The 26,664-nt window shown below is 62.6% G+C and carries 24 protein-coding genes; 14 read left to right on the forward strand and 10 right to left on the reverse strand.

Features of this window, described 5'->3' with window-relative positions:
* Positions 1-269 (forward strand): DUF1236 domain-containing protein (locus MOV61_RS15800; protein ID WP_247137260.1); only part of this gene is annotated, 269 nt, incomplete at its 5' end.
* A 96-nt stretch (positions 270-365) separates the two neighbouring features.
* Here the strand turns inward: MOV61_RS15800 and MOV61_RS15805 are convergent.
* The 5 genes from MOV61_RS15805 to mscL all read right to left on the reverse strand — a co-directional run bounded on the left by MOV61_RS15805 (position 366) and on the right by mscL (position 4,634).
* On the reverse strand, positions 366-1,157 hold the full coding sequence (locus MOV61_RS15805; RefSeq protein ID WP_247137276.1) for a polysaccharide deacetylase family protein: 792 nt from the start codon (positions 1,155-1,157) through the stop codon (positions 366-368).
* Between the two features lie 126 nt (positions 1,158-1,283).
* Positions 1,284-1,616 (reverse strand): hypothetical protein, encoded by a 333-nt coding sequence (locus tag MOV61_RS15810; RefSeq protein WP_247137261.1) that lies wholly within the window; start codon positions 1,614-1,616, stop codon positions 1,284-1,286.
* A gap of 111 nt (positions 1,617-1,727) precedes the next feature.
* On the reverse strand, positions 1,728-2,762 hold the full coding sequence (galE, locus tag MOV61_RS15815) for a UDP-glucose 4-epimerase GalE (protein WP_247137262.1): 1,035 nt from the start codon (positions 2,760-2,762) through the stop codon (positions 1,728-1,730).
* Positions 2,763-2,921: 159 nt separating this feature from the next.
* Entirely contained in the window at positions 2,922-4,091 is a 1,170-nt protein-coding gene (locus MOV61_RS15820; protein WP_247137263.1) for a pyridoxal phosphate-dependent aminotransferase, read from the reverse strand.
* 117 nt (positions 4,092-4,208) lie between these two features.
* Positions 4,209-4,634, reverse strand: a complete 426-nt coding sequence (mscL, locus tag MOV61_RS15825; protein ID WP_040125733.1) for a large conductance mechanosensitive channel protein MscL — start codon at positions 4,632-4,634, stop codon at positions 4,209-4,211.
* A gap of 197 nt (positions 4,635-4,831) precedes the next feature.
* Between mscL and MOV61_RS15830 the strand changes: the two genes are divergently transcribed.
* Both MOV61_RS15830 and MOV61_RS15835 read left to right on the forward strand, forming a co-directional pair.
* Entirely contained in the window at positions 4,832-8,347 is a 3,516-nt protein-coding gene (locus MOV61_RS15830; RefSeq protein ID WP_247137264.1) for a PAS domain-containing hybrid sensor histidine kinase/response regulator, read from the forward strand.
* 198 nt (positions 8,348-8,545) lie between these two features.
* Positions 8,546-9,781: an OpgC family protein gene (locus MOV61_RS15835; RefSeq protein WP_247037410.1), complete on the forward strand. Its 1,236-nt coding sequence runs from the start codon at positions 8,546-8,548 to the stop codon at positions 9,779-9,781.
* 216 nt (positions 9,782-9,997) lie between these two features.
* On the opposite strand, the gene MOV61_RS15840 is transcribed toward MOV61_RS15835, so the two are convergent.
* Together MOV61_RS15840 and MOV61_RS15845 are read right to left on the reverse strand one after the other, a co-directional pair.
* Entirely contained in the window at positions 9,998-11,530 is a 1,533-nt protein-coding gene (locus MOV61_RS15840; RefSeq protein ID WP_247137265.1) for a UxaA family hydrolase, read from the reverse strand.
* Positions 11,531-11,563: 33 nt separating this feature from the next.
* Positions 11,564-12,265 carry a FadR/GntR family transcriptional regulator gene (locus MOV61_RS15845; RefSeq protein ID WP_247137266.1) on the reverse strand — a complete coding sequence of 234 codons (702 nt, stop codon included), beginning with the start codon at positions 12,263-12,265 and terminating at the stop codon, positions 11,564-11,566.
* Positions 12,266-12,544: 279 nt separating this feature from the next.
* Between MOV61_RS15845 and MOV61_RS15850 the strand changes: the two genes are divergently transcribed.
* The 9 genes from MOV61_RS15850 (at position 12,545) to MOV61_RS15890 (ending at position 21,530) form a co-directional block, all read left to right on the forward strand.
* The gene (locus MOV61_RS15850; RefSeq protein ID WP_408962387.1) at positions 12,545-14,110 is read left to right on the forward strand and encodes a sugar ABC transporter ATP-binding protein; all 1,566 of its coding nucleotides are present in this window, start codon (positions 12,545-12,547) and stop codon (positions 14,108-14,110) included.
* A 9-nt stretch (positions 14,111-14,119) separates the two neighbouring features.
* Complete coding sequence (locus MOV61_RS15855; protein WP_247137267.1) at positions 14,120-15,148, forward strand: ABC transporter permease; 1,029 nt, start codon at positions 14,120-14,122, stop codon at positions 15,146-15,148.
* Positions 15,149-15,245: 97 nt separating this feature from the next.
* Positions 15,246-16,187, forward strand: a complete 942-nt coding sequence (locus tag MOV61_RS15860; protein WP_040124508.1) for an ABC transporter substrate-binding protein — start codon at positions 15,246-15,248, stop codon at positions 16,185-16,187.
* 75 nt (positions 16,188-16,262) lie between these two features.
* A complete protein-coding gene (locus tag MOV61_RS15865) occupies positions 16,263-17,276 on the forward strand; it encodes an aldo/keto reductase (protein WP_247037383.1) in 1,014 nt (337 codons plus the stop codon).
* A gap of 3 nt (positions 17,277-17,279) precedes the next feature.
* Positions 17,280-18,098, forward strand: a complete 819-nt coding sequence (locus tag MOV61_RS15870; protein ID WP_247137268.1) for an amidohydrolase — start codon at positions 17,280-17,282, stop codon at positions 18,096-18,098.
* A gap of 3 nt (positions 18,099-18,101) precedes the next feature.
* A complete protein-coding gene (locus MOV61_RS15875; RefSeq protein WP_247137269.1) occupies positions 18,102-19,109 on the forward strand; it encodes a zinc-binding alcohol dehydrogenase family protein in 1,008 nt (335 codons plus the stop codon).
* A gap of 11 nt (positions 19,110-19,120) precedes the next feature.
* Positions 19,121-19,450 carry an L-rhamnose mutarotase gene (locus tag MOV61_RS15880; RefSeq protein ID WP_247137278.1) on the forward strand — a complete coding sequence of 110 codons (330 nt, stop codon included), beginning with the start codon at positions 19,121-19,123 and terminating at the stop codon, positions 19,448-19,450.
* Between the two features lie 50 nt (positions 19,451-19,500).
* Entirely contained in the window at positions 19,501-20,235 is a 735-nt protein-coding gene (locus MOV61_RS15885) for an SDR family oxidoreductase (protein WP_247137270.1), read from the forward strand.
* Positions 20,236-20,252: 17 nt separating this feature from the next.
* Positions 20,253-21,530, forward strand: coding sequence for an L-fuconate dehydratase (locus MOV61_RS15890; protein WP_247137271.1), 1,278 nt, complete (start codon positions 20,253-20,255; stop codon positions 21,528-21,530).
* Here the strand turns inward: MOV61_RS15890 and MOV61_RS15895 are convergent.
* Positions 21,527-22,927 (reverse strand): mannitol dehydrogenase family protein, encoded by a 1,401-nt coding sequence (locus MOV61_RS15895; protein ID WP_247137279.1) that lies wholly within the window; start codon positions 22,925-22,927, stop codon positions 21,527-21,529. The two genes, MOV61_RS15890 and MOV61_RS15895, sit on opposite strands and share 4 nt — an antisense overlap.
* Positions 22,928-23,211: 284 nt before the next feature.
* Here MOV61_RS15895 and MOV61_RS15900 point away from each other — a divergent pair, with 284 nt between their 5' ends.
* Positions 23,212-23,784 (forward strand): hypothetical protein, encoded by a 573-nt coding sequence (locus tag MOV61_RS15900; RefSeq protein WP_247137272.1) that lies wholly within the window; start codon positions 23,212-23,214, stop codon positions 23,782-23,784.
* A 97-nt stretch (positions 23,785-23,881) separates the two neighbouring features.
* A complete protein-coding gene (locus MOV61_RS15905; RefSeq protein ID WP_247137273.1) occupies positions 23,882-25,165 on the forward strand; it encodes a cystathionine gamma-synthase family protein in 1,284 nt (427 codons plus the stop codon).
* Between the two features lie 42 nt (positions 25,166-25,207).
* On the opposite strand, the gene MOV61_RS15910 is transcribed toward MOV61_RS15905, so the two are convergent.
* Positions 25,208-25,600 carry a hypothetical protein gene (locus MOV61_RS15910; RefSeq protein WP_247137274.1) on the reverse strand — a complete coding sequence of 131 codons (393 nt, stop codon included), beginning with the start codon at positions 25,598-25,600 and terminating at the stop codon, positions 25,208-25,210.
* Between the two features lie 875 nt (positions 25,601-26,475).
* The coding region (locus MOV61_RS15915; RefSeq protein WP_247137275.1) for a YdeI/OmpD-associated family protein at positions 26,476-26,664 on the reverse strand (189 nt) is incomplete at its 5' end.

The following is a 26,664-nucleotide window of genomic DNA, read 5'->3' on the forward strand; positions in this document are numbered from 1 at the left end:
CGGGTGCCGCCGTCGGCGGGGTCGCCGGCGCAGCTGTCGGTACCGTCATCGACCCGCCGCCGCAACGTGTCGTCACCTATGTCGAACAGGCCCCTGCCCCGGCATCGCCGGTCGTCGTCAAGGAAAAGATCGTCGTCGGCAAGCCGCTTCCTTCAAGCGTCGTGCTGACCCCGGTTCCCGACAGCCCGAAATATGCCTACGCGGTCGTGAACAAACAGCGCATCATCGTCGACCCGCGGACCCGCACGGTCGTGCAGGTCGTCCGGTAAATACGACCCTTCTGCCGAAACAAGATCGGGGAGAGGCGGGATCCCGTCTCTCCCCGATCTGCGTTCAAAGAGAAAATGGTTGGGAAGACTGCCGGCTCACTGCGTCGTGTCGTCGTCGCCGATGCCATCGACATCGGAAAGACGCACGAATTCGACGCCCCGGCCTTTCAGGGCCAGGAGAGCGCGGGCGACGCCCTCGCCGGCTGCATGGGTCGGCTGGTTGATATGCGCGAGGACGACGTCGCCGTCCTTGGCGGCAGCGATGCGTTTTTCGGTGACGCCGGCACCGAGCAGCGAGCCGCCGTCGCCATTCAGCGAATAACCGGCGACCCGGTATCCCATGTCGCGGATCTGGCGGATCGCCGAAGGATCGTATTTAGCCGTTGAGCCCCGAAACCAGCGCGGTGCGGCGATGCCCGCCGCCAGCATCGCATCGGCGCCACCTGCCACTTCCTGGCGAACGGCTTCCGGTGATCCGGCCGCGGCGATGCCGTAGATCAGGACCGGAGCATCGACCGCCGGTACATGGTTCTGGCCGTGGTTCTCCAGTTCAAACAGATCGAGGTTGTTTAGAAAGACCGCGACCGCCTGCGGGTTCCTTTTCAGCCAGCGGGCGGTGACGAAAATGGTCGCGGGAATGCGCTCCCGGACAAGCGTCGAAAGGATGCGTTCGTCGGCCTGCCCCATGCAGGCATCGAAGGTCAGCGCCACCCGGGGGCGGCTGACATTGCCGGAACGGCTGACATGCAGATGCGGCTCGACCAGTTTGGGCGTGCCGGCGGCATGCTGTGTGACAGGCGGGCTTGAGGGCTGCTTTGCAGGCAAATTCTGGGCGCCCGCCGTCAGAGGCAGCAGCAGGAAGATGGTGGAAAGCAAAGCGCGTCGCATCATGGATACCGATGTTTGAGAAGGTCCCTCTTTATCGGCAAACGCTTAAAAACGCCATGCGACGGAATCTCCGGACGCAAAAAAGGCCGGACGATGCCGGCCTTTCTTCGCTAAAATGCATCTGCGTCAGCAGTCCGTAGCCTGACCGTTGGTGTTGGTGCCGGCCTGGCCCGAAGGAACCGATGCGGTGCCCGTCGTGTCAGGCGTGGTGGCCGAGCCCCTGGTCTGCAGGTTCGGAGCGCAGTTGGTCCGCGTGTCCTTGGTGCCTGCAGCGTTGCCCATGGCGCCGCGTGTGGTGCTGTTGGTGGCGCTCGGGTCGATTTTCTTCTGGCCGTCGCTGCTATCGCTGGCCGACGTCCCGGTGGAGCTTGCATTTCCCTTGCCGCTGGTCTGGGCAAGAGCGCCACCGGCCGCGAGGCCGAGAGAAAGGATCGAGACGGTAATCAGCTTGAAAGTCATGGGAATTTCCTCCGTTGAAATACCGGCAGAACCGGCGGATTCGATTTGCCCGCGTAGTTCAAACCCCAGACAACCGAGGATGTTCCATAAAAACTGTTCCGATCCGGAACCCTAGAATCGTGCCGAGGCCAACCTGCTCTGCAGCGACTTGAGATCTTCGGCCTTGCGCGAGGCGAGGCCTTTCTCCCAGGTGATCGCGGTCTCGACGATAAAATCCAGATCGTCGTGGCGCGGCTTCCAGTCGAGCAACCGGCGCGCCAGCGTCGAATTGGCGACCACGCTTGCCGCGTCGCCGGGCCGGCGGGGTCCATAGCGGATTTCGAACTTGCGGCCACCGACGCGCATCACCGCGTCCAGGACCTCCAGGACCGAATAGCCGCGGCCGTAACCGCAATTGGCAATCAACGGTTCGCCGCCACGGCGCAGGTAGCTCAACGCTTTCAGATGCGCGTTCACGAGGTCGGTGACATGGATGTAGTCGCGGATGCCGGTGCCGTCAGCCGTCGAATAATCTGTCCCGTAGACATCGACGCCACGGCGCTTGCCGAGTTCGGCCTCGCAGGCGATCTTGATCAGATGGGTGGCGCCTTCCGTCGACAGGCCGGTGCGGCCGAGCGGATCGGCGCCGGCGACATTGAAATACCGCAGCGCCACGAAACGGAAATCATAGGCCGCGGCGGCATCGCGCAGCATCATTTCCGACATCAGTTTCGACTGGCCATAGGGGTTCTTCGGGTGCAGGTCGGCGCTTTCGAAGACGGGCGTGTCGTCCTTCTGGTCGCCATAAACCGCTGCAGTCGACGAGAAGACAAAATGGCGAATGCCTGCTTCGATCGCGGCCGCAGCGAGCAACCGGGTATTGCCGGTGTTGTTTTCGTAATAATCCAAAGGATGGGCGACCGATTGCGGCACGACGATCGAGCCGGCGAAATGCAGGATCGCGTCGATGTCGTTTTCGGCAAAGACCTGCGAGAGAATGGCGCGATCACCGACGTCGCCCAGATAAAACCGCGCCTCGGCCGGCACGGCCCAGCGAAAACCGGTCGAAAGCCTGTCGAGGACGACGACTTCCTCACCCGCATCGAGCAAAGCCCAGATCATGTGGCTGCCGATGTAACCCGCGCCGCCTGTCACCAGAACTGCCATGTCTATACTTCCCTGCTTTCTTATCGTTGGCAGGACGAAAACACGGGCAGTCTTCAACAATGCTTACCCGACGAGGGTTGCGCCGGGTTTATCTCGGGTCAAGGCAAACAGGCACTTGAGCAAATCGCTCGAATTTTAGCGTTTGCGTGCCGGATCGGATCAGAGCCGCTTGATGTAATCGGAGAGGCGGCCGGCGGCCTCTTCGATCTGTTTCGGATCGCGCAGGAAACAGGCGCGCAGGAAAAGCTCGCCGCCCTTGCCGAATGCCGAGCCGGGCGCCAGCGCCACGCCGATCTTGTCGACGATATCGAGCGCCGCACTGCGGCTGTCGGTAATGCCGTCCACCTTGACGAAAGCGTAAAGCGCGCCGTCGGGTTTCAAGGTTTCGACCCGGTTGGTCGCGATCAGCGCGTCGCAGAGGATGTCGCGCGCTGCGGTCGCCCGGGCGATATTCGCATTCACGAACTCGTCGCCCTGGTTGAGCGCCACGACGGCACCGCGCTGCAGGAACTGCGCCACGCCGGAATTCGAATACTGCACCAGGTTTTCGATAACCTGTCCCATTTCCGGGGGAGCGACGATCCAGCCGACCCGCCAGCCGGTCATCGACCAGTTCTTGGAGAATGAATTGGCGAAGATGATCCGGTCGCCTTCCTCCATGATGTCGAGGAAGGACGGAGCCCTTGCGGCGCCTCCATAATAATAACGGGCATAGATCTCGTCGGCGACGATCCAGATACCGTGCTTGCGGGCGAGCGCCAGGATGTTCTTCAGGTCTTCGAGCGTCGCCGTCCAGCCGGTCGGGTTGGCGGGCGTGTTGATGAACAGGCCTTTGGTCTTCGGTGTGATCTTCGCCTCCAGCTTGGCGAGATCGAGCGACCAGCGGCCGCCGACGAAATCGAGCGGCAGGCCGACCGAATGGGCGCCGGAGATCTCGATCGCCGAGATGATGTTCGGCCAGGTTGGCGACAGATAGATCATCTCGTCGCCCGGCGAGGTCACGGCCTGCACCGCCAGCATGATCGCATGCATGCCGGAACCGGTGACATAGAAATGCTCGACCGGCAGCGAGACGGAAAAATGCCGCGCGTAATAATCCGACAGCGCCTGGCGCAACTCGGGGATGCCGCGTTGCCAGGTATAGAAGGTCTCGCCGCCGAGCAGCGCCTCGGTTGCGGCGCGGTTGATGAAATCCGGGCTCGGCAGATCGCCTTCACCGGCCCAGAGCGGGATCAATCCCTCTCGCCCGCGGGCGTAATTCAGGACCTCGACAATGCCGCTTTCGGGCGCCGCGACGGCGCGGGGGCTGAGACTGGAGATGATCGACATGGAATTCCCTCGGGGCTGCTTCCCACTTCTTTAGCGCAGGAAAGCCTCGGAATCCCATGATAATCCGTGACGCAGGGATCGATTCCGCTGATGAATTCGACGGGCGTGATCAAAAGATCACTTTGCCTTCAGCAGGTCGCGGATTTCGGTCAGCAGCTGGATATCTGCCGGTGGCGGAGCCGGCGTCTCGTCGGCCGACTTCTTCTCGTCGGCCAGGCGCATCTTGTTCACGGCCTTCACCATCAGGAAGATGATGAACGCCAGGATCACGAAATTGATGAGAACGGTGATGAAGTTGCCATAGGCAAAGACCGCACCCTGTTCTCGGGCAGCGGCGAGTGACGACGCTGTGACCGCGCTCGAGAGCGGCAGAAAGTAATTCGAGAAATCGAAGCCGCCACCGGTGATCGCGCCGACGATTGGCATCACGATGTCATCGACCAACGATTTTACGATGCCCGTGAAAGCCGCGCCGATGATGATACCGACCGCAAGATCGACGACATTGCCCTTGGCAATAAAAGAACGGAATTCGCTGATCATTGACATCGCCAATATCCCCCATGGCTTTTCAGTTTCGGTAAAACGCAACATAGCGCTTTCTGCGGATGTGAAAAGACGGCGCCCGCCGCAGGCTTAAATACGATCGTCTATTGGACTTTTTGCCGAGAGGCCCCCTGATTTCCAAGCGCATGCTTTTCCCCTAATGTTTGAGCCATGAAGCTCTTTGCGGAGGAGCAATGCTTCCTGGCTGGGTCATTTTCGTTTCGGCTTTCGCCTATATCCTGCTGCTGTTTGCGGTGGCGAGTTACGGCGACCGGCGAAGCCGTGTCTTCGGCGTGCCGAAGAACGGCCGGCCGATCGTCTATGCGCTGAGCCTTGCGATCTACTGCACCTCCTGGACCTATTTTGGCGGCGTCGGGCTCGCCTCGCAGAAGGGGCTGGAGTTCACCGGCATCTATATCGGCCCGATCCTCGCCTTCACACTCGGGATGCCGATCATCCGGCGGATCGTCGAGCTTGCCAAGGCCGAGAAGCTGACATCGGTCGCCGATTTCATCGCCGCCCGCTACGGCAAGAATTCCACCGTCGCGATGATCGTCGCGATCATCGCCCTGGTCGGTGCCGTGCCCTATATCGCGCTGCAGCTGAAAGCGGTGTCGAGCTCGGTCGCCGCCATGGTCAATCCGTCGGACTACGGCATCGGCAGCGGCAACCTCTATTTCATCGACCTGGCGCTGATTGTCACGCTGATGATGGCCTGTTTCGCCGTCATCTTCGGCACCCGCCACACGGATGCGACGGAACACCAGGACGGGCTGATCCTGGCCGTCGCCATGGAATCGGTGGTCAAGCTGTTCGCCTTTGCGACGGTCGGCTTTTCGGTGTTCTTCATCCTGTTTGACGGCCCGTCCGACCTGCTTGCCAAGGCATCGGAAAACATGCTGGTCGGTTCGGCGCTCGCCTACGAGACGCCGATCAGCCGGTGGCTTATCCTGATCGCGCTGTCGGCGTTTGCGATCATCATGCTGCCGCGGCAGTTCCATGTGACAGTGGTCGAGAACCGCACGACAAAGGAGCGCAAGGTGGCGAGCGCGCTCCTGCCGCTTTACCTCATCGCCATCAACATCTTCGTGCTGCCGGTGGCCATGGCCGGGCTGATCACCTTCGGCGGCACCGGCGACGCCGACCTTTACGTGCTGACGCTGCCGCTCGCCGGCGAGCTGAAGGTCGTTTCGCTGATCGCCTTCATCGGCGGCTTTTCCGCAGCCACCGCCATGGTCATCATGGAATCCGTGGCGCTTTCGATCATGGTGTCGAACGACATCATCATCCCGATCTTCCTCAGACAACGGCTGATGGCGGCACGCTCCGGCCAGCGCTCCGATTTTACCCGCACGCTGCTGAACATCCGCCGGGTTGCGATCTTCGGCGTTCTGATCCTCGGTTATGCCTATTACCGCATGGCCGACAGCCAGTCCGGCCTTGCCTCCATCGGACTGCTGGCGTTCGCGGCGATCGCGCAGGTGGCTCCTGCCCTCCTCGGCGGCCTCGTCTGGCGCCGTGCCAACGCCCGCGGGGCGATCCTGGGCATGTCCTTCGGTTTCCTTGCCTGGGCCTATCTGCTGTTCGTGCCAAGCCTTGGCGGACCTGACAATTCCCATGTGGCGACCGCCGTCCTCAATTTCCTGTTCCCCGGCACCGGCATCTTCTCCGGGCCGCAGACGGACCCGCTGGTCAACGCGACGATCTTCAGCCTGACGCTCAATACGCTTGCCTTCGTGCTCGGCTCGCTGTCGCGCAATCCGCGGCCGGTCGAGCGGATCCAGGCTGGGATTTTCGTGAAACGCCATCTGCGCTCGCAATTCGCCACCCGCGGCTGGAAGACCCGCGTCGGCGTCGGCGACCTGAAGACGGCAATCGCCCGGTATCTCGGCGAAGAACGGATGCGGCGGTCCTTCTCCAATTACGAGAAGACCGCCGGCCGCAAGTTCAGCGACGACCAGCCTGCCGACATGGCGATGATCCATTTCTCCGAGCAGCTGCTGGGCAGCGCGATCGGCTCGTCCTCCGCCCGGCTGGTGCTGTCGCTGATCCTGCAGAAGGCGGAGGACACCAATTCCGACACCGCCTGGCTGCTCGACCAGGCAAGCGAGGCGCTGCAATATAACCAGGACATGCTGCAGACGGCGCTTTCGCAGATGGACCAGGGCATTGCCGTGTTCGACAGTTCCGAACGCCTGACCATCTGGAACCGGCGTTTCCGCAATCTGCTGGACCTGCCGGAACAGGTCGGCCAGGTCGGCTTTCCGCTGGCCGACATGGTTGCCATCCTTTCGGAACGCGGCGATCTCGCGGCCGTCGAGCAGGCGGAGGTGATCCGTAAGTTCCAGACGCTCGACGCCCCCTTCTCGCTGGTGCTGAACGGCGGCGAGCGGATCATCGAGGTTCGCTCCAACGCCATGCCCGACAAGGGCATCGTCGCGACCTTTACCGACATTTCCGATCGTGTCGCGGCAGACCAGGCGCTGAAGCAGGCAAACGAGACGCTCGAACAGCGGGTCGGCGAACGCACCGCCGAGCTCACCCGCGTCAATAAGGAGCTTGCCGAGGCCCAGGCATCCGCCGACGAGGCCAATATCGGCAAGACCCGGTTCTTCGCAGCCGCCGGCCACGACATCCTGCAGCCGCTCAACGCCGCCCGGCTTTATTCCTCGGCGCTGGTCGAGCGGCTTGGATCGTCTGACAACAACGGTTCGCTGGTGCGCAATATCGATTCCGCGCTGGAATCCGTCGAGGCGATCCTTGGTGCGGTTCTCGATATCTCCAGGCTCGATACAGGCGCCATGAAGCCGCGTTTCACCTCGGTGCCGCTCGACGACCTTCTGAAACGCATCGAGACCGACTACGCGCCGATGGCCCGTGAGAAGGACCTGGAATTCGTGGTCATGCCGACATCGCTGAAGGTGCGGTCCGATGCCAACCTGCTGCGCCGGCTGGTGCAGAACCTCGTCTCCAACGCGATCAAATACACGATCGACGGCAAGGTGCTGATCGGCGCGCGCCGGCGGGGCGACCAGGTGGTGATCGAGGTGCTCGATTCCGGTATCGGCATCCCGCCCTCGAAATTCCGCACCGTGTTCAAGGAATTTGCCCGGCTGGACGAGGGTGCGAAGACCGCGGCCGGCCTCGGTCTTGGCCTGTCGATCGTCGACCGCATCTCGCGAGTGCTCAACCATCCGGTCCAACTCGCCTCGACGCCCGGGCGAGGCACCGCCTTCCGGGTCCAGGTGCCGATGGACCTGACCGCATCGCAGGCAGTCCAGGCCGCTGACCAATTGGAGCGCCGCAAGCGCTCGCAGCCGCTGAACGGGCTCCGGGTTCTCTGCATCGACAACGAACCGCGGATCCTCGAGGGCATGGCGCTGCTGATCACCGGCTGGGGCTGCACCGTCGGCCAGGCGGACTCGCTCGCCGCTCTCGACGACATCGTCGACCGCCACGAACCGCCGCCGGAAATCATCATCGCCGATTACCATCTCGACGACGGCAACGGCATCGAGGCTGTCCTGAAACTGCGCGCCAGATATCAGGCGGATATCCCCGCGCTGATCATCACCGCCGATCGCACGCCCGAGGTCCGTGCCGAGGCGGAGCGTCACGACATCGGCGTGCAGCACAAGCCGGTAAAGCCGGCGGCCATGCGGGCGTACCTCACGCAGGTTGCAGGCCTCAAACGCGTCGCTGCTGAATAGTGTGAACCTCACCCAACCCGGCGTTCATCGCGGAGTCATCACGGACAGTTTACGGTAGATAAGGTCTAAACGCCCAAATAGGGCTGGAACTGTCCGGCTTTTTGCCGCGTTTAGCCGCGTACATCCTGGCCCGCAGAGGCCTTACGGACCGAAAGGCGAAAGCCCCATCGGCACCGGCAAAGACGGAGACCGCGACCGATGAAACGCTTTGATATTATTGATGGTATGCGAGGATATTTCCTCGTTTTCATGGTTCTCAACCATCTGATCTTTGCTGGCGGCTATCTTCTGGTGAAGATCAACCACAATCAGCTCGCCTTCGTTGAAGACGCCCAGGGCTTCGTTTTCCTGTCCGGCCTGCTGATCGGCATGGTCTATGCCAAGAAGATGCTGAAGAACGGTTATGCGGCCGGCCGCACGGCCATCTACAACCGCGCATTCGAGCTTTATCGTTATGCGATGGGCATCGTGCTGGTTGTGCTGGTCGCGCAGATGCTTTTGCCGGGCGCCTATTCGATCTGGTTCAACTGGCTGGGTTACACGACCTTCGACGACCCGCTGCGCCTCGCTGCGATCGCGACCTTCCTCTACCAGCCGACCTTCATGGATATCCTGCCCCAGTATATCGTCTACATGCTCTTCGCGCCGATGCTGGTGAAGCTCGTGCTGGAGGACAAGTGGCATTATGTGGTGGCCGGTTCGGTGATCCTGTGGATGACGGCCCAGCTCGGCCTGCAGCAGATCGCCACGACGCCGCTCAACGATCTGGTCATGGGTGCGGACGACCAGGGCATCCGCGTGTCGTTCAACCTGCTCGGCTGGCAGGTCGTGTTCTATTCGGGCCTCGTGCTCGGCGCGCTGACCTCGGCCGGCAAGATCAAGTGGAGCAACATCCTGTCGCCAGACAATACGTTCATCCCGAAGGTGGCGCTGCTGATGGTTCTCTTCTTCCTGCCGCTGCGTCTGATCACCGCGCATGAGCTGATGCCGCCGCACATGATCGGCAAGTTCGCCTCGATGGAAATCCGCGCCGATTTCGGTCCGGTCTATCTTCTGAACTTTGCGGCCGTCGCCATGCTCGTTACCTGGCTGATCGTCGCCGGCCCGAAGCACAGGGACGAATGGGTGCGCCGCATTGCCGGTGCGGTCACCTGGGTGTTCTCGATCAAGTACCTGCAGCTCCTCGGCCGCCACTCGCTCTATGTCTACGTGTGGCACGTCGCGATCGTCTATTTCGTCTATTATTTCGACGGCCGGACGCCGGAGCTCAACGAGTTCACCAAGACGGCGATTGCGCTGGTCTCGATCGCGCTGCTGTCGCTGCCGGCCCTCTGGCGCGAACGCGACAAGCTGTTCGGAACGGCGGAACCGGCGCCGGTCAAGGTGCAGCAGCCGGCAAAACCCGGCGCACCGCAGCAGATGATCATTCGGTAAGGCGCCATAAGGTCAACGCAAAACAAGGGCAGCGGCTCAGGCCGCTGCCCTTGTTTTGCGTATAGGAACCTTGCAACCCACTCGACGTCATCCTCGGCCTTGAGCCGAGGATCCAGCATCCGCACCGCCAGCCCATGGATCCTCGGGTCGAGCCCGAGGATGACGGAGAACGGGGCGAGTAGCCGCTTTCCCGCGATACCCCCCGTAGACTGCTTTTTACGTCACCGCCCCGACCTGCCACGGCACGAATTCGTTGTCGCCGTAGTCGTAGATCTCGCTGAGCGTCTTTTTGCCCGAGGCTACCGCGATCACATCCTCGAAAATCCGCAATCCCGCCTGTTCGATCGTCTCCTCTCCGGTGACGATGCCGCCGCAGTTCAAGTCCATGTCTTCCTTCATGTGCTCGTACATTTCGGAATTGGTGGCGATCTTGATGCAGGGCGACGGTTTGAAGCCCGAAACCGAACCGCGGCCGGTGGTGAAACAGATGACGTTGCAGCCGCCCGCCACTTGGCCGGTCACCGCGACCGGATCGTAGCCCGGCGTATCCATGAACACGAAACCCGGCTCCGTGACCGTCTCGGCGAACTCGTAGACCGCCTTCAACGGCATCGAACCGCCCTTGGCGACGGCGCCGAGCGATTTTTCGAGGATGGTGGTTAGGCCACCGAGCTTGTTGCCGTGGGAAGGGTTGTTGTTCAACTCGTCGCCGTTGCGGGCGGTATAGTCCCGCCACCAGTCGATCCGCTCCAGAAGTTTCTGGGCCACGTCCGGCGTGACCGCGCGGCGGGTGAGCAGATGTTCGGCGCCGTAGATCTCCGGCGTTTCCGACAGCACCGTTGTGCCGCCGTTGCGGACGATCAGGTCTGAGGCGTAACCTAGCGCCGGGTTGGCGGAAATCCCGGAATAACCGTCCGAACCGCCGCATTCGAGGGCCAGTTTCAGTTTCGACAGAGGTTGCGGCGTGCGCGTCGCGGCATTCACGCCGGGCAGCATTTCCTTGATGATCGCAATTGCCGCATCGATGGTCTTGCGGGTGCCGCCGTGCTGCTGGATGTTCATCGTCCGCAGCCGTTCGCCCTCTTCCATGCGGTAATGTTCGAGGATCGGGGCGATCTGGTTGGTTTCGCAGCCGAGGCCGATCATCAGGATGCCGCCGAAGTTCGGATGCCGTGCATATCCCTGGATGGTGCGGATCAGCAGCCGGTAACCTTCCGACTTGTTGTTGAGCGCGCAGCCGCCGCCATGGGTGAGCGCCACGACGCCGTCGATATTGTCGAAACCGTCCAACCCGCCCAGACGGTTGAAATAGTCGGCGATGTAGCGCGATACGGTGGCGGAACAGTTTACCGACGAGATGACGCCGATATAGTTGCGGGTGCCGGCGCCGCCGAGGCCGCGGTCATAACCCATGAAGGTGCGCCGCTCGGCTTCCGGCAGCATGCCCTTTTCTTCGATATCGACGCTGAACTGGTGCTCGTGCTCCGAGGGCAGCATGGCGAGGTTATGCAGGTGCACATGGCTGCCGGGGGCGATGTCCTGCGTTGCGACGCCGATCACCTGGCCGTATTTTTTCACCTCGCCGCCGTTCGATATCGCCCTGATCGCCACCTTGTGGCCACGGCCGATCAGCTCGCGGGCCGCAAGATCGCCGAAACCGGTCGGGGCGCCGGCCTGCATCGACCGCCGCGCGACGCCGACATCGTCGATCGGGTTCAAGATGATGATGGGTGAAGCCGCAAAGTCCATTTTTTGTTTCCTCCCGAAACAGCCGCAGGAATATCACCGTGTCTCGTGATTCATCCAGCGTTGTTTCGATTCCTCCAGATGTGCATGCATCATCGCCTGGGCGAGAAGCGGATTGCGCGCCTCCAGCGCCGCATAGATCGCCTCGTGCTCGCTCAGCGCAAGCCCCCAGGTTTCCGGCGATTCGAATCGAGCCCGGATCTGGGCCGACATCGGGCTGTGGCGCTCGTCGAACAGGTCTCCCACGATATGCGCCAGCACTGAATTGCCCGACTGGCTGGCGATGGTCAGGTGGAAAAGCCGGTCAAGGTCGAGTGCCTTGCGCCCTTCGGCGATCTCGGTGCGCATCTGGTCGAGCGTCTGGCGCAGCGATCGCAATGTCTCTTGCGTGATCCGTGCCGACGTCAGCAGAATGACCGCGCCTTCGACGGCAGCTCTTGCCTGCATCAGTTCGAGCGGGCTTTCGCCCATCGAGCCGCTTTGCCATGGCCGACGGTCCGGCTCGGCCGTCACGTAGATACCCGACCCCATTCGGATTTCGACGCTTCCGTCGATTTCGAGCGCAATCAGCGCTTCACGCAAGGACGGGCGCGAAACACCAAGCTGCTGGGCAAGCTCCCGCTCGGCCGGCAGGCGTGCGCCGGCCGGAAACTGGCCGCCCTGGATCAGCACCCGGATCTGGTCGGCAATCTGCTGATACAGCCGCCGCGGTTCTGCCGTCTTGATGGGTCCGTTCATGAATTTCATCGTCCTGACAATGTGGCCTTACCATATCAGGAGGTATGCGGAGAGCAACAATGAAATTTCTGTCGTTGATTTTTAATGACTTTAATCGCTTTTGCCTCTTGTTCTTTTTGCCGTCACGGGTCTGTGGCTGGGTTTTGAAAAATTGGCTTGACCACTTCCGTGCTCGGGTTTACCCATTATCAACGCCGGAGGGAGGAGCCGCCGGCGAATGGGCCCGAACAGCCCGGGGAGGCAAATTTGGAAAATCGTCCGGCCGAGCTTGGGCAGACTATGCATGGCGCCGCCATGTCGCCGGGCCGTGCCGCGTCGGCCTCGACGAACCAGCCTCTGCTCCGCCTCGATAATATCAGCAAGGACTTTCCGGGTGTCAAAGCGCTTGCCAACGTCCATTTCGACCTCCGCCGCGGTGAAGTTCATGCCGTCTGCGGCGAAAACGGCGCCGGCAAATCGACGCTGATGAAGATCGTCAGCGGCGTCTACCAGCCGAGTTCAGGCACGATCACCTACAAGGGCGAGGAACGGCATTTCTCCTCGACGCGGGAATCCGAAGCCGCCGGCATCGCCATCATCCACCAGGAACTCAACCTGGTGCCGCACCTGACGGTGGCGGAAAACATCTATCTGGCCCGCGAGCCGCGCCGTGGTTTCCTCGGAGGAAGCTTTCTCGTCGACCGCAAGAAGCTGCGGGCCGATGCCAAGCGCTGCCTCGACCGGCTGGGGGTCGACATCAATCCGGATCGTCCGGTGCGGGGCCTGTCCGTTGCCCAGTGCCAGATGGTCGAGATCGCCAAGGCGCTGTCTCTGGACGCCGAAGTGCTGATCATGGACGAACCGACCTCGTCGCTGACCGAGCAGGAGACGCGGCTGCTGTTCAAGGTCATCCGCGACCTCAAGGCGTCGGGCGTCGGCATCGTCTATATCTCGCACAGGCTCGACGAAATGTCCGAGATCGTCGACCGCGTCACCGTCTTGCGCGACGGCCGCTACATCTCCACCGACGATTTTGCCGCTACCAGCATCGATGCGATCGTCTCGAAAATGGTCGGCCGGTCGCTGGAGGAGAAGTTTCCGGAGCGGACGTCGGTTCCGAGCGACGAGGTCATCTTCTCGGCGCAAGGCCTTTCGCGCACCGGCGTCTTCCGCGACATTTCCTTCACGCTGCGCCGCGGCGAGATCCTCGGCTTTGCCGGGCTGATGGGCGCCGGACGCACCGAAGTGGCGCGCGCCGTCTTCGGCGCCGATCCGCTCGATACCGGCACGGTCACCCTGCATGGCCATACGCTCACCATCACCTCGCCGCGCGACGCGATCGCGGCCGGCATCGCCTATCTGTCCGAGGACCGGAAGGCGCAGGGGCTGGCGGTCAAGATGCCGGTCGATGCCAACATGACGCTCGCCAACATGGAAGCGGTCTCGAACCGTTTCGGGCTGATCGACTTTGCCAAACATGCGCGGGCGACGAAAGAATATATCGATCTCCTGAACATCCGGACGCCCTCGATCAAGCAGCCGGTGCGGCTGCTTTCGGGCGGCAACCAGCAGAAGATCATCATCGGCAAGTGGCTGTTCCGGAAGTCGAAGATCCTGTTCTTCGACGAACCGACCCGGGGTATCGACGTGGGCGCCAAGCTGGCGATCTACCGGATCATGGACGAGCTTGCGGCAAACGGCATCGGCGTCGTGCTGATCAGTTCCGAGCTTCCGGAAATTCTCGGCATGACCGACCGCGTCGCCGTCTTCCACCAGGGCCGCATCACCGGCGTGCTGGAGACTGCGAAAACCGACCAGGAAGAGATCATGCGATACGCCTCCGGCTACGCTCGGTCGGCAGGATGAGGGCATAACATGGCTGAAATTATCGAAGTTGCGAAACAGAAGAGCGGCACGTTCAGCGACCGCCAGAAGGATATCATCCAGAAATTCGCCGCGCTCGGCAGCCTGTTCGTGCTGATCGGCGTCTTTTCGGCGACCAGCAACGCCTTCTTCACCATCGACAACGGCATGACGGTGGCGCTGCAGGTGACCTCGATCGCCTTTCTTGGCATCGGCGCCACCTGCGTCATCATCACCGGCGGCATCGACCTGTCGGTCGGCTCGGTCCTGGCGCTTTCCGGGGTGGTCGCGGCGCTGGTGGTCAAGGATCTCGGAACGCCTGTCTGGCTCGGCATGATCTGCGGCATTCTCACGGGCTCGGCCTGCGGTTTGATTAACGCCATTCTCGTCACCAAGATGAAGCTGCCGCCGTTCATCGCCACGCTCGGCATGATGATGATCGCCCGCGGCGTGGCGCTGCAGATCACCGGGGCGCGGGCCGTCTCGGGGCTTGGCGAATCCTTCGGCGAGCTCGGCAACGGCTCGCTCTTCCGGGTCGTCACCATCGGCACCGACGGTTTCCCGACCATCGTTTTCCCCGGCATCCCCTACCCGGTCATCCTGATGATCGCGATCGCGATCGCCGTTTCCTACATGCTCAACCGCTCCGTGCTCGGCCGGCATATCTACGCGGTGGGCTCGAACGCCGATGCGGCGCGGCTTTCCGGCGTCAACGTCACCCGCATCGTCAGCTTCACCTATGTTCTGTCCGGCACGCTCGCCGGCCTGACCGGCTGCGTGCTGATGTCGCGCCTCGTCACCGCCCAGCCGAACGAGGGCGTGATGTACGAACTGGATGCGATCGCCAGCGCCGTCATCGGCGGCACGTCGCTGATCGGTGGCGTCGGCACCATTTCCGGAACCGCGATCGGCGCCTTCGTGATCGGCATCCTTCGCAACGGCCTCAACATGAACGGCGTCTCCGCCTTCACGCAGCAGATCATCATCGGCCTCGTCATCCTGGTCACCGTCTGGATCGACCAGCTGCGCAACCGCCGCTGAGATAAGGGCACGCGGACCTTTACCCGCGAGACTTCGAGGGAGTGAGGAGCTCTCTAAAAAACCGGCCGTTCCAGGCCAACGAAAAGAGGAGGAAGACATGAAAAAGCTTGCTGCCGCACTGCTGACATCCGTGATCGCACTGACCGCGTTCTCGGCCCAGGCTGGCGAAATCGCCGTTATCGTGAAGACCGTCAATTCCACCTTCTGGCAGAATGTCCAGAAAGGCGCCGATGCCGCCATGAAGGCCGGCGGGGGCAGCAACACCATGACTTTCCAGGGACCGGCTGCGGAATCCGCGATCGCCGACCAGGTCAACATGGTCGAGAACGCCGTCAACCGCAAGGTTTCCGGCATCGTGCTGGCGCCGTCCGATCCGGACGCACTGGTTCCGGCCGTCAAGAAGGCCTGGGAAGCCCGCATCCCGGTCGTCATCGTCGACTCGCTGCTCGCCAAGGGATCCGAGCAGTATTACCAGTCGTTCCTCGCCACCGATAACAAGAAGGCCGGCGAGCTGGCCGCGAAAGCGCTGATCGACAAGGTCGGCAAGGAAGGCAAGATCGCCGTGATGTCCTACGTCGCGGGTGCCGGTTCGGAAATCGGCCGCGTCGGCGGATTTACCGACTACATCAAGGCGAACTCGAAGCTGACGATCGTGGGGCCGTTCTACTCGCAGTCCCAGATGGCGACCGCGCTCAACCAGACGACCGACGTGCTTGCCGCCAATTCCGACCTCAAGGGCATTTTCGGCGCCAACGAGCCGACGGCAATCGGCATGGGCCGCGCGCTGAAACAGTCCGGCAAGGCCGGCAAGGTGGTCGCGATCGGGTTTGACGGAAACCAGGACCTGCAAGAGTTCGTCAAGGACGGCACGCTTACCGCCATCGCGGTGCAGGGTTCGTTCCAGATGGGCGAACTCGGCGTCAAGACCGTGCTCCAGTCGATCAACAAGGAGAAGGTCGAAAAGTTCGTCGATACCGGTGTCGTCGTCGTCACCAAGGACAATATCGACAAGCCGGAAGCCAAGAACGTACTCTACTAACCTTACCCCCAGCGGGCGCGCATCGCGAATGATGCGCGTCCGTGATCCTATTCCCAAAGGATTTCGGACGATCTCATGAATGTCACTGAGCGCCGCAAGCTGCCCCACGCCTCCGTCGAACTGACCCAGATGGGGCTCGGTTGTGCTCAGATGGGCAGCCTCTACCACAAGACCTCTTACGAAGAAGCGGCAGGCACCTTTGGAGCCGCCTGGGAGGCGGGCATCCGCTATTACGATACGGCGCCCTTCTACGGGTACACGCGCTCGGAACGGCGGCTGGGCACCATGCTGACGGACCTGCCTCGCGACGACTTCGTGCTCAGCACCAAGGTCGGCCGGCTCATGCAGCCGGACGAGACGGTCGGCTCGCAGGAAGATGGGTATGTCGAGCCGCTGCCCTTCCGGCCGGTCTTCGACTACAGCTATGACGGCATCATGTGGTCCTTCGAGGCAAGCCAGCAGCGGCTCGGCATCCTCAAACCCGATATCCTCTACATCCACGATATCGGCAGCATGACCCATGGCGACCGGCATCAGCACTACTGGTACCAGCTGACCGCCGGCGGCGGATTTCGCGCGCTGAAGAAGCTGCGCGAGGAAGGGCTTACCAAGGCGGTCGGTCTCGGCGTCAACGAATGGGAGATCATCCGCGACGCGATGCAGGTCTTCGATATCGACGTCGCCATGCTCGCCGGTCGTTATACGCTGCTCGAACAGCAGAGCCTCTCGTTCATGGACGACTGCGCCAGCCAAGGCGTCGGCATCGTGGTGGCCGGGCCGTTCAATTCCGGCCTGCTCGCCGGCAACCGCAAATTCAATTATACCGACGCGCCGGCTGATATTCTCGCCCGCGTCGACGTGTTGCGCGCGGCCTGCGAGGAAGAGGGCGTCAGCCTGCAGGCGGCGGCATTGCAATTTCCCCTCGCCCATCCGGCCGTGGTGACGGTCGTCTCCGGCGCACGCACCGCCGAACAGATCAAGTCGAATGTCGACTGGTTCGGAGAAGAAATCCCGGCCTCCTTCTGGTCACGCCTGAAAGCCCGCGGGCTGATCGCCGACGGCGCTCCGCTGCCCGGTCAGGGGGGTTGAACCATGCGTATCGACGCGCATCAGCATTTCTGGCGGATTGCCGACCGGGTGGGTCAATGGCCGCCGGCCGAGCTTCAGGCAATTTACCGGGACTTCCTGCCCGACGATATGCGCCCGCTTCTCGATGCGGCCGGCGTCGACGGCACGGTGCTGGTGCAGACCATGGAGAGCGAGGCGGACACCGCGTTCCTGCTCGATGTCGCCGACAGAACGCCCTTCATCCTCGGCGTGGTCGGCTGGACCGATATGAAGGCGCCCGGCGCGCCGTCAGCCATTGCCCGGCTGGCCCGGCATCCGAAGCTCAAAGGGCTGCGGCCGATGCTGCAGGATATCGCCGACGACCACTGGATCGGCGATCCTGCGCTCGATGCAGCCGTGGTAGCGATGGTCGAACACCATCTGGTCTTCGATGCACTTGTGCTGCCGCGCCATCTCGAACCGCTGCTTGGTTTCGCCCGGCGACACCCGGATCTGCCGATCGTCATCGACCACGGTGCCAAACCGCCGATTTCGGAGGGCCGTTTCATCGACTGGTATGCACGCATGAAAGTGCTCGCCGAACTGCCGAACGTTCATTGCAAGCTTTCCGGCCTGCTGACCGAGGCCGGCGACCAGAAACCCCAGGCGGTGCGGCCTTATGCCGAAACCATATTCGACCTGTTCGGCCCCGCGCGGGTCATCTGGGGCAGTGATTGGCCGGTGCTGAGACTTGCCGGAGATTACCAGGCCTGGCTGGATCAATGCCTCGATATCGCGCCCGCCGGCGCTCATGGCGAGGTCTTCGGCGGCAATGCCCAGCGTTTCTATCGGCTCGGAGCGTAAATTATGTTGACGATCATCTGCGATGCACCGGGAAAGCTCAGCGCCATCGACCGTCCCAAGCCTCTTCGCGGTGACGGTGAGGTGCTGGTGAAGCTGCGGCGCATCGGCGTCTGCGGTACCGACCTGCATATCTTCACCGGCAACCAGCCTTATCTCTCCTATCCGCGCGTCATGGGCCATGAACTCGCCGGCACGGTCGAAGAAGCGCCTGCCGGTAGCCTGCTCGAGGCCGGCGATGCCGTCTCGATCATGCCCTACATCTCCTGCGGCCACTGCCATGCCTGCCTCAAGGGCCGGACCAATTGCTGCCGTAACCTCGGCGTGCTCGGCGTCCATCGCGACGGCGGCATGACCGAATATCTGAGCCTGCCGGAAGAATTCGTGTTGAAGGCCGAGGGCCTCTCGCTCGATCAGGCGGCGATGGTGGAGTTCCTGGCGATCGGCGCCCATGCGGTCGCCCGCGCCAGGATCGAGCCAGGACAGAGCGTTTTGGTCACCGGCGCCGGTCCGATCGGACTGGCGGTCGCAATCTTCGCGACACTCGAGGGGGGAACGGTGACGCTTCTCGACGGCCGTGCGGACAGGCTGGATTTCGCCCGCCAGCAGCTTGGGCTCGCCTCCACGGTTCAACTTGGTCCGGACGATCACGCGCAGCTTTCGGCGCTGACCGGTGGCGACTTCTTCGACACCGTTTTCGATGCGACCGGCAATCCGAAAGCGATCGAACGCGGCTTCGGTTTCGTCGCCCATGGCGGCACCTATGTACTGGTCTCGATCGTTTCGAGCGACATTACTTTCTCCGATCCGGAGTTCCACAAGCGCGAGACGACGCTGCTCGGCAGCCGCAATGCGACGGCCGTGGATTTCGAGCGGGTGATGCAGGTCATGCGCGAGGACAAGATCCCCGCAGCCCTGATCACTCATAGAATGATGCTGTCGGAAGTACCGGAACGTTTTGCAGGACTGACGGATCCGGCGGCCGGCGTCGTCAAGGCGCTGGTGGAAGTCTGAAGGAGGCGATGATGCAGAGAATGGGCATGGTGATCGGCATCGAGCCGCAGATGATCGCGGAATACAAGCGCCTGCACGCCGCCGTCTGGCCGGAAGTGCTCGCCCTCATCAGCCGTGCCAACATCAGGAACTACACGATCTTCCTGCGCGAGCCGGAAAACCTGCTGTTCGGAACCTGGGAATATCATGGCAGCGATTTCGAAGCCGACATGGCGAAAATAGCCGCCGACCCTAAGAATCAGGAATGGTGGTCGCTGACCATCCCTTGCCAAAAGCCGCTCGATAGCCGCAAGCAAGGTGAGTGGTGGGCGATGATGGAAGAGGTCTTTCATCTGGATTGAGGATTTCCTCAATCAGACTGACGGCCGGCCGGATAATTCGAGGATAAGACATGACGATCAGACTTGATGGAAAAACCGCATTCGTGACCGCCGCAGGCCAGGGCATCGGCCGGGCAGCGGCGCTCGCCTTTGCAGAAGCCGGCGCGACGGTCCATGCGACCGATATCAACGAAAGCCTGCTGGCCGCGCTGCCGAAACTCGACAATCTGAAGACGGCAAGGCTCGACGTGCTCGACAACGCGGCGATCGTCGCCTGTGTCGAGCGCATCGGCACGGTCGACATCCTCTTCAACTGTGCCGGCTTCGTCCATGGGGGTTCGATCCTCGATATGAAGGACAGCGATTTCGACTTCGCCCTCGACCTCAACGTCAGGGCGATGATCCGCACCATCCGGGCCGTGCTGCCCGGCATGCTGGCGAAGAAGGATGGCGCGATCATCAACATGTCGTCCGTCGCTTCCAGCATCAAGGGCGTGCCGAACCGCTTCGCCTATGGCGTCACCAAGGCGGCCGTGATCGGGCTCACAAAATCCGTCGCCGCCGATTACGTAACCGATGGCATCCGCTGCAACGCCATCTGCCCCGGCACCGTCGAAAGCCCCTCGCTGCAGGACCGCATGCGGGCCCAGGGCAATTACGACGAGGCCCGCGCCGCCTTCATCGCCCGCCAGCCGATGGGCCGGCTCGGCACCCCGGAAGAAATCGCCGAGCTCGCCCTCTATCTCGCCGGCGCCACCTATACGTCAGGCCAAGCTTACGCCATCGACGGCGGCTGGACCATCTGAGGCAATACGAGAGAACCATGACCCGCATCACCGATCTCCGCGTCTTCGATCTTCGTTTCCCCACATCGCAGAGCCTTGACGGCTCCGACGCGATGAACCCGGACCCGGATTATTCGGCGGCCTATGTCATCCTCGATACCGATAGCGGAGATCTTGCCGGCCACGGCCTGACCTTCACGATCGGGCGGGGCAACGACATCTGCTGCATGGCGATCAAGGCGATGCGGCATCTGGTGGTCGGACAGGAACTCGAAACCTTCGCCAAGGCGCCGGGAAAGTTCTGGCGGCATCTGACCAGCGACAGCCAGCTGCGCTGGATCGGGCCGGACAAGGGCGCCATCCACCTCGCCACCGGCGCGGTCGTCAACGCCTTCTGGGATCTGCTCGCCAAGCAGAAGGGCAAGCCGGTCTGGCAGCTGGTTGCGGAGATGTCGGCGGAAGAGATCGCCGATATCGTCGATTACCGTTACCTGACCGACGTGCTGTCGCGCGAGGATGCGCTGGCGATCCTGAAACGCGCCGAAGCGGGCAAGGCTGAGCGCATCGAGGTGCTGAAGCGTGAGGGTTATGCCTGCTACACGACGTCAGCCGGCTGGCTCGGTTATCCGGAAGAGAAGCTGCGCCGGCTGTGTCATGAAGCCGTCGATGCAGGTTTCAACCATGTGAAAATGAAGGTCGGGCGCGATCTTGAAGACGATATCAGGCGCCTGACCATCGCCCGCGAGGTGATCGGTCCCGACCGCTACCTGATGATCGATGCCAACCAGGTCTGGGAAGTCGGCCAGGCGATCGAGTGGGTCAACAAACTTGCCTTTGCAAAGCCCTTCTTCATCGAGGAGCCGACAAGCCCGGACGACATTGCCGGCCACCGAAAAATCCGGGAGGCGATCGGTCCCGTAAAGGTCGCGACCGGCGAAATGTGCCAGAACCGCATCATGTTCAAGCAATTCATCGCCGAAGGCGCGATCGATATCGTGCAGATCGATTCATGCCGCATGGGCGGTCTGAACGAGGTGCTGGCGGTGCTGCTGGTCGCCGCGAAATACGGTCTTCCCGTCTGGCCGCATGCCGGCGGCGTCGGCCTGTGCGAATATGTGCAGCATCTGTCGATGATCGACTACATAGCCGTATCCGGCACCAAGGAAGGCCGGGTGATCGAATATGTCGACCACCTGCACGAGCACTTCGTCGAGCCCTGCATCATCGAAAACGCGGCCTATATGCCACCGGTGCGGCCCGGCTTCTCGATCGAGATGAAACCGCAATCGATCGCCGACCACACGTTTCGAGGCTAGAGTTTTTCAAGTTCCGCATTCACCCGCGCACGCCATGCGCTATTCTCCGTGAGAGCCGGGGGGAACAGGCCCGCAATTGCGAAGAAGGGTGCTGACGGATCCTCCGCCGTCATCCCGGCGGCGGCGGTCTTCAGCTCGGTCGCGCGCGGATCGTTGATCTCCGCGGTCTTGCGAACATAGGCGATCCAGAGAGCCACAACGTAAGCTGCAGACGACGCATCTCCACCATTCGCCAAGGCTTCCACTGCCCCTGCGAAGATGCGCTGCGGCAGTTTCTGGGTGCCATCCATGGCGATCTGCTGCGTCTTGTGGGCGATCGTCGGGTTCTCGAAGCGCTCGATCAGCTGGTCCATATAGCCGTCGAGATCGATGCCCGGCACCGGATCGAGCGTCTTCACCGCCTCCGCCATGTGGCGGCGCACCAGCGCCCGGTATTCCGGCACGGCCATGACGTCGCGGACGAAGGTGAGGTCTTTCAGCTGGCCGAGATAGGCGACCAGCGAATGTGAGCCGTTGAGCAGCCGCAGCTTCATCTTCTCATAAGGCTCGACGTCATCGACGAAAAGCGCGCCGCCGGCTTCCCATTTCGGCCGGCCGGCGAGAAAATGGTCTTCGACCACCCATTGCATGAAGGGCTCGGTGCTGAGCGCCAGCCTGTCCTCGGCGCCGATCAGCTCTTCCGCAAGGGCACGGGTCACGTCGGTCGCGGCCGGCACGATGCGGTCGACCATGCTGGACGGAAACGCGCCATGGCCGGCGATCCAGCTGGCGAGCGCCGGATCGCGGGCACCCGCCATCTCGATCACCAGTTTGCGGACGATGCGCCCATTGGTCGGCAGGTTGTCGCAGCAAAGCACGGTGAAGGGCGGCAAACCGGCGGCGTGGCGGCGCGAAAAACCTTCGACCAGGTAACCGATCACGCCGGTCGGCGATATCGGATCGGCAAGATCGGCCTTGACCGACGGGTGGGTGCGGTCGAGCCCGCCCGCGACCGGATCGATGCCATAGGCCTTTTCGGTGACGGTGATGGTGACGATCCGGATGGCCGGATCAGCCAGCAGCGCCAGAATTTCCGCCTGGTCCTCGGTGCCGGAAAGGCCCTTGGTGATCGAGCCGACGACCTGGGCCCTATCTCCGGCAGCGCTGCTGGCGACGACCGAATATAACCCATCCTGTGCCGCCAGATCCCGAACAATATCGACCGAACGTAAGCTGACGCCGACAATCCCCCAGTCACCGAACTCCGCTGTCAATGCGGCGTCGGTATAGACCGCCTGATGGGCCCGGTGGAACGCGCCGAGGCCGATATGCAGGATACCGGGCTTCAGCAGGGCTCTGTCGTAACCGGGTGCTGCGACATCTGCGGGAAGTTCGGTGGAGGCGGAAAGGCGTGGCATTCTGATCATGATGCCCGGCAGGTTCGCGGGCATCCTCCCTTTATTGACGCGAGCAGTGATAACCTCCTCCAGGCGCGCGGGTCAACGGCAGATCTGGACTTTGCAGGCCGGAAACCAGAGGTTTCCGGCGCTGAATGCAGGTCCGACGCCCGCGCCCGCGGCGCTTTCAAAACATGCAAAATCTGATAATGACTAACGACCGGTCGCGGGGGCGCCGGCATATTCGCACATTGACCGGGAACCGGTCGTATCTTGGGCCCGGGACATGTGACAGGGGGACATCTATGCGTCTGCTGGCAGTTCTTTCGATGGCGTTCGGCTTGGCTCTGGCGGGGTGCTCGCAGGTAGCGGAAAAAGCGGAAAATGCCGCCAACCGCTCCTTCACCAGCTATGCGATGGGCCGTCCCTATGCGGAAGTGGCGAATGTCAACCAGTCGACCCTGGCGCGGCTTTCCGGCTCCGACGCGACGTTCGGGCCGATGATCGGCGCGACGCCGCTGAAAAACGGGATGACGATCTACCGGCATATCGCGCCAGCTTCGAAAACCGAGTCCGGTTCGAGCTTCGGCGGGCTGGTCGGCCGCTCGACCGTGTCGCAGAACAACCGCCTTTCCTATTTCCTGGTCGGCGCCGACGGCATCGTCAAGGACTGGGCGACCGGCTCGGTACAAGGCAATGTCAGCGACTGCGTGCAATATATCGGCGGCATCATCAACCGCTGCGCCGACATGCGCCAGGTTGAGGCCTCGCTTGCGCTCTACGACATGCGCGTGACGACCAGGGGCGGACAGCCGATCTCGGCCTGGGGAGAGCCGGCGGCAGCCGCCGCGCATCCGGCTGTGCCCGCAGCGCGCTGAGCAATCCGGCTTTCGCAGATAACGCCCCTTGGCGGCGGTTTTTCCGATATTATCTCCGGTCATGGCATCCGCTTTTTTTCAGACTAGGAGACCGACCATGACCGCCCCGCATCCCTCCAAGACGCATATCGGCAATCACAAGCTCCATCCCGAAACGCAGATGCTGAACTACGGCTACGACCCGGAGCTTTCCGAGGGCGCGGTCAAGCCGCCGGTGTTCCTCACCTCCACCTTCGTGTTCAAATCCGCCGAGGAGGGCCGCGACTTCTTCGACTTCGTCTCCGGCCGCCGCGAACCGCCGGCGGGCACCGGGGCGGGGCTGGTCTATTCGCGCTTCAACCATCCCAACAGCGAGATCGTCGAGGACCGGCTGGCGGTCTATGAGCGCACCGAGAGCTGCGTGCTGTTTTCCTCCGGCATGTCGGCGATCGCCACGACGCTGATGGCGTTCGTCAGGCCCGGTGACAGCGTGCTGCATTCGCAGCCGCTTTACGGAGGCACCGAAACGCTGCTTTCGAAAACCTTCCTTAACATGGGCGTCGCAGCAGTCGGCTTCGCGGATGGGGTCGACGAGGCGCTGGTGACGGCGGCCGCCAAGGAGGCGATGGGCAAGGGCCGCGTTTCGGTGATCCTGATCGAGACGCCGGCGAACCCCACCAACAGCCTGGTGGACGTGGCGATGATCCGCAGCGTGGCGGAGGCGATCGGCGAAAAACAGGGGCACCGCCCGGTGATCGCCTGCGACAACACGCTGCTCGGCCCGGTCTTCCAGCGGCCGATCGAGCACGGAGCGGATATCTCGCTCTATTCGCTGACCAAATATGTCGGCGGCCATTCGGACCTGATCGCCGGCGCCGCTCTCGGCTCCAAGGCGGTGATGAAGCAGGTGAAGGCGCTGCGCGGGGCGATCGGCACCCAGCTCGACCCGCATTCCTGCTGGATGCTCGGCCGCAGCCTCGAAACGCTGTCGATCCGCATGGAAAAGGCCAATACCAACGCGCTCGCCGTCGCCGATTTCCTGCGTGGGCACCCGAATGTCGAGAACATCCACTACCTGCCCTATCACGACCCGGCATCGCCGGTGGGCCAAGTGTTTGCGGCGCAATGCAGCGGCGGCGGCTCGACCTTCTCCTTCGACATCAGGGGCGGCCAGCCGGCCTCGTTCCGGTTTTTGAACGCGCTGCAGATCTTCAAGCTGGCGGTGAGCCTCGGGGGCACGGAATCGCTTGCCAGCCACCCGGCGACCATGACCCATTCCGGCGTGCCCGCCGAGGTGCGCCAGAGGATAGGTGTGCTTGATTCGACCATCCGCCTGTCGATCGGAATCGAGCACCCCGACGACCTGATCGCCGACCTGACGATCGCGCTCGACAAGGCGTGACGGACGGACGGTCGCGCCTGGAACCGGCCGGCACCGGGGCGATCATTCGTCCTCCTCCCCGGTTTTCCGGCGGCCGTCGTATTTCGGCTCGTCGTCGTCCGCGCCGCCGAGCCGCCTCATACCCGCCAGCACCTCCTGCTGACGGGCACCGCCAGGGCCGACACAGGGCGGGAAGCTGTCGTGGTAACCCGGATTGGCGCGATATTGCGCTTCTGTGAGAAACCCTCTGCAGGCCTTGGCCCGGCGGCAGGAAGAAAGGTCGCAGGTTTTCCAGAAGCCGAGATAGGTCGTGAAATGCTGGGTGAACTTCTGGAGCTCGTGGGATTTCCGGCGTGGCGGCAACGCGCTGAACTCGCCCCAGGTCAGCCCGGGCAGATAGGGCTGCCTGTCCTCTTCCTCCATGAGGCGGCGGCACTCTTCTTCGCTTCTCGCCATCGTTCCTTTCTCCCTGATCCTTCTCTTCCGACGCGGTCCCGGACATCGGGCCGTCGCGCCCTTTGCTGCAACCGCTCCGAACACGCGCTTTCGTCCACGCGACCGTTTCCGGCTCCCGTGTTCGGTTCTGATCTTCCCGTTCCGGCGAACCGGCATGCCCTTGCGTCCTGTCGGAGAGCCCACACGAATGCGGAACCTCGATTGATTTTTTGAATGGTGGCTCCGCATTCGCGTGGCCTTCGGCGTTCTTTCGAGGCTTCCGGCCCCTACAGGTGATCATCTCGCCTCGCTGCGTGGCTTCATTCGCGCCCATCCTTTCGGGACAGGCCTGCCACTTGCACGGCTCAACCGAACCGGACATGGCTGCCCGGGGGAGGCTTGATAGGAAGGCTTGCCTTTCAGCGCACCCTACATGGCTTTCACCTCCCTCACCTTCCCCGCACGTTACGGATCGAATGAGGGCGCCGGCCTCCGCCTGCCCGCGAACGTCTCGCGAAACACTCCGGCGACGGAAGCGGGGGAATTGTAGACATGGTGGCGAGGGGTGGGGATGAACAATCGCGCAAGTGATTGAAAATGCCGGAAGGAGGCTGCGATTTGTCCTCGGGTAAGTCATCCGCGTGACGATATTGAAGGGTGTGGCGTGTGACACCCCCCTCTGCCCTGCCGGGCATCTCCCCCTCAAGGGGGGAGATCGAAGGAGGCGGGCTCAGCGGTCCCTCTCTGATTTGTGCGACGGCAGAAAACTGGCCAAGGAGTGGAGTTCGGCAAACTCAAGGCTCTTTGTCGGGTAGGATCTTGCTTCTGGCCGATCTCCCCCCTTGAGGGGGAGATGCCCGGCAGGGCAGAGGGGGGCGAGCTGGGTAGAAACGCCTCTATTTGTCTACTACTGCCAGCTTCCCCACCGCCTTCGCCACCCGCGCGGCCCGAACCTTCGGCGTGGTCGCCTTCAACAGCGGAAGCACCACCCCATATTGGCCGGTCTTGTCGAGCTTTTCGAAGGCCGCCGCGGCGGCGGCATTTTCGGCGAGCGCCGCTATCAGGTCGTCCGGCAGGCCGGCCTC

This window comes from Neorhizobium sp. BETTINA12A (assembly GCF_023006485.1).
GTDB lineage: Bacteria > Pseudomonadota > Alphaproteobacteria > Rhizobiales > Rhizobiaceae > Neorhizobium.

Excerpts from the sequence above, each read along its gene's own strand:
- MOV61_RS15810 (WP_247137261.1), bottom strand. The coding sequence starts at position 1,616 with ATGACTTTCAAGCTGATTACCGTCTCGATCCTTTCTCTCGGCCTCGCG.
- MOV61_RS15890 (WP_247137271.1), top strand. The coding sequence starts at position 20,253 with ATGACCCGCATCACCGATCTCCGCGTCTTCGATCTTCGTTTCCCCACA.
- MOV61_RS15840 (WP_247137265.1), bottom strand. The coding sequence starts at position 11,530 with ATGGACTTTGCGGCTTCACCCATCATCATCTTGAACCCGATCGACGAT.
- MOV61_RS15830 (WP_247137264.1), top strand. The coding sequence starts at position 4,832 with ATGCTTCCTGGCTGGGTCATTTTCGTTTCGGCTTTCGCCTATATCCTG.
- MOV61_RS15860 (WP_040124508.1), top strand. The coding sequence starts at position 15,246 with ATGAAAAAGCTTGCTGCCGCACTGCTGACATCCGTGATCGCACTGACC.
- MOV61_RS15910 (WP_247137274.1), bottom strand. The coding sequence starts at position 25,600 with ATGGCGAGAAGCGAAGAAGAGTGCCGCCGCCTCATGGAGGAAGAGGAC.
- MOV61_RS15900 (WP_247137272.1), top strand. The coding sequence starts at position 23,212 with ATGCGTCTGCTGGCAGTTCTTTCGATGGCGTTCGGCTTGGCTCTGGCG.
- MOV61_RS15875 (WP_247137269.1), top strand. The coding sequence starts at position 18,102 with ATGTTGACGATCATCTGCGATGCACCGGGAAAGCTCAGCGCCATCGAC.
- MOV61_RS15885 (WP_247137270.1), top strand. The coding sequence starts at position 19,501 with ATGACGATCAGACTTGATGGAAAAACCGCATTCGTGACCGCCGCAGGC.
- MOV61_RS15855 (WP_247137267.1), top strand. The coding sequence starts at position 14,120 with ATGGCTGAAATTATCGAAGTTGCGAAACAGAAGAGCGGCACGTTCAGC.
- galE (WP_247137262.1), bottom strand. The coding sequence starts at position 2,762 with ATGGCAGTTCTGGTGACAGGCGGCGCGGGTTACATCGGCAGCCACATG.
- MOV61_RS15845 (WP_247137266.1), bottom strand. The coding sequence starts at position 12,265 with ATGAACGGACCCATCAAGACGGCAGAACCGCGGCGGCTGTATCAGCAG.
- MOV61_RS15905 (WP_247137273.1), top strand. The coding sequence starts at position 23,882 with ATGACCGCCCCGCATCCCTCCAAGACGCATATCGGCAATCACAAGCTC.
- MOV61_RS15865 (WP_247037383.1), top strand. The coding sequence starts at position 16,263 with ATGAATGTCACTGAGCGCCGCAAGCTGCCCCACGCCTCCGTCGAACTG.
- MOV61_RS15880 (WP_247137278.1), top strand. The coding sequence starts at position 19,121 with ATGCAGAGAATGGGCATGGTGATCGGCATCGAGCCGCAGATGATCGCG.
- mscL (WP_040125733.1), bottom strand. The coding sequence starts at position 4,634 with ATGATCAGCGAATTCCGTTCTTTTATTGCCAAGGGCAATGTCGTCGAT.
- MOV61_RS15820 (WP_247137263.1), bottom strand. The coding sequence starts at position 4,091 with ATGTCGATCATCTCCAGTCTCAGCCCCCGCGCCGTCGCGGCGCCCGAA.
- MOV61_RS15835 (WP_247037410.1), top strand. The coding sequence starts at position 8,546 with ATGAAACGCTTTGATATTATTGATGGTATGCGAGGATATTTCCTCGTT.
- MOV61_RS15805 (WP_247137276.1), bottom strand. The coding sequence starts at position 1,157 with ATGCGACGCGCTTTGCTTTCCACCATCTTCCTGCTGCTGCCTCTGACG.
- MOV61_RS15895 (WP_247137279.1), bottom strand. The coding sequence starts at position 22,927 with ATGCCACGCCTTTCCGCCTCCACCGAACTTCCCGCAGATGTCGCAGCA.
- MOV61_RS15850 (WP_408962387.1), top strand. The coding sequence starts at position 12,545 with ATGCATGGCGCCGCCATGTCGCCGGGCCGTGCCGCGTCGGCCTCGACG.
- MOV61_RS15870 (WP_247137268.1), top strand. The coding sequence starts at position 17,280 with ATGCGTATCGACGCGCATCAGCATTTCTGGCGGATTGCCGACCGGGTG.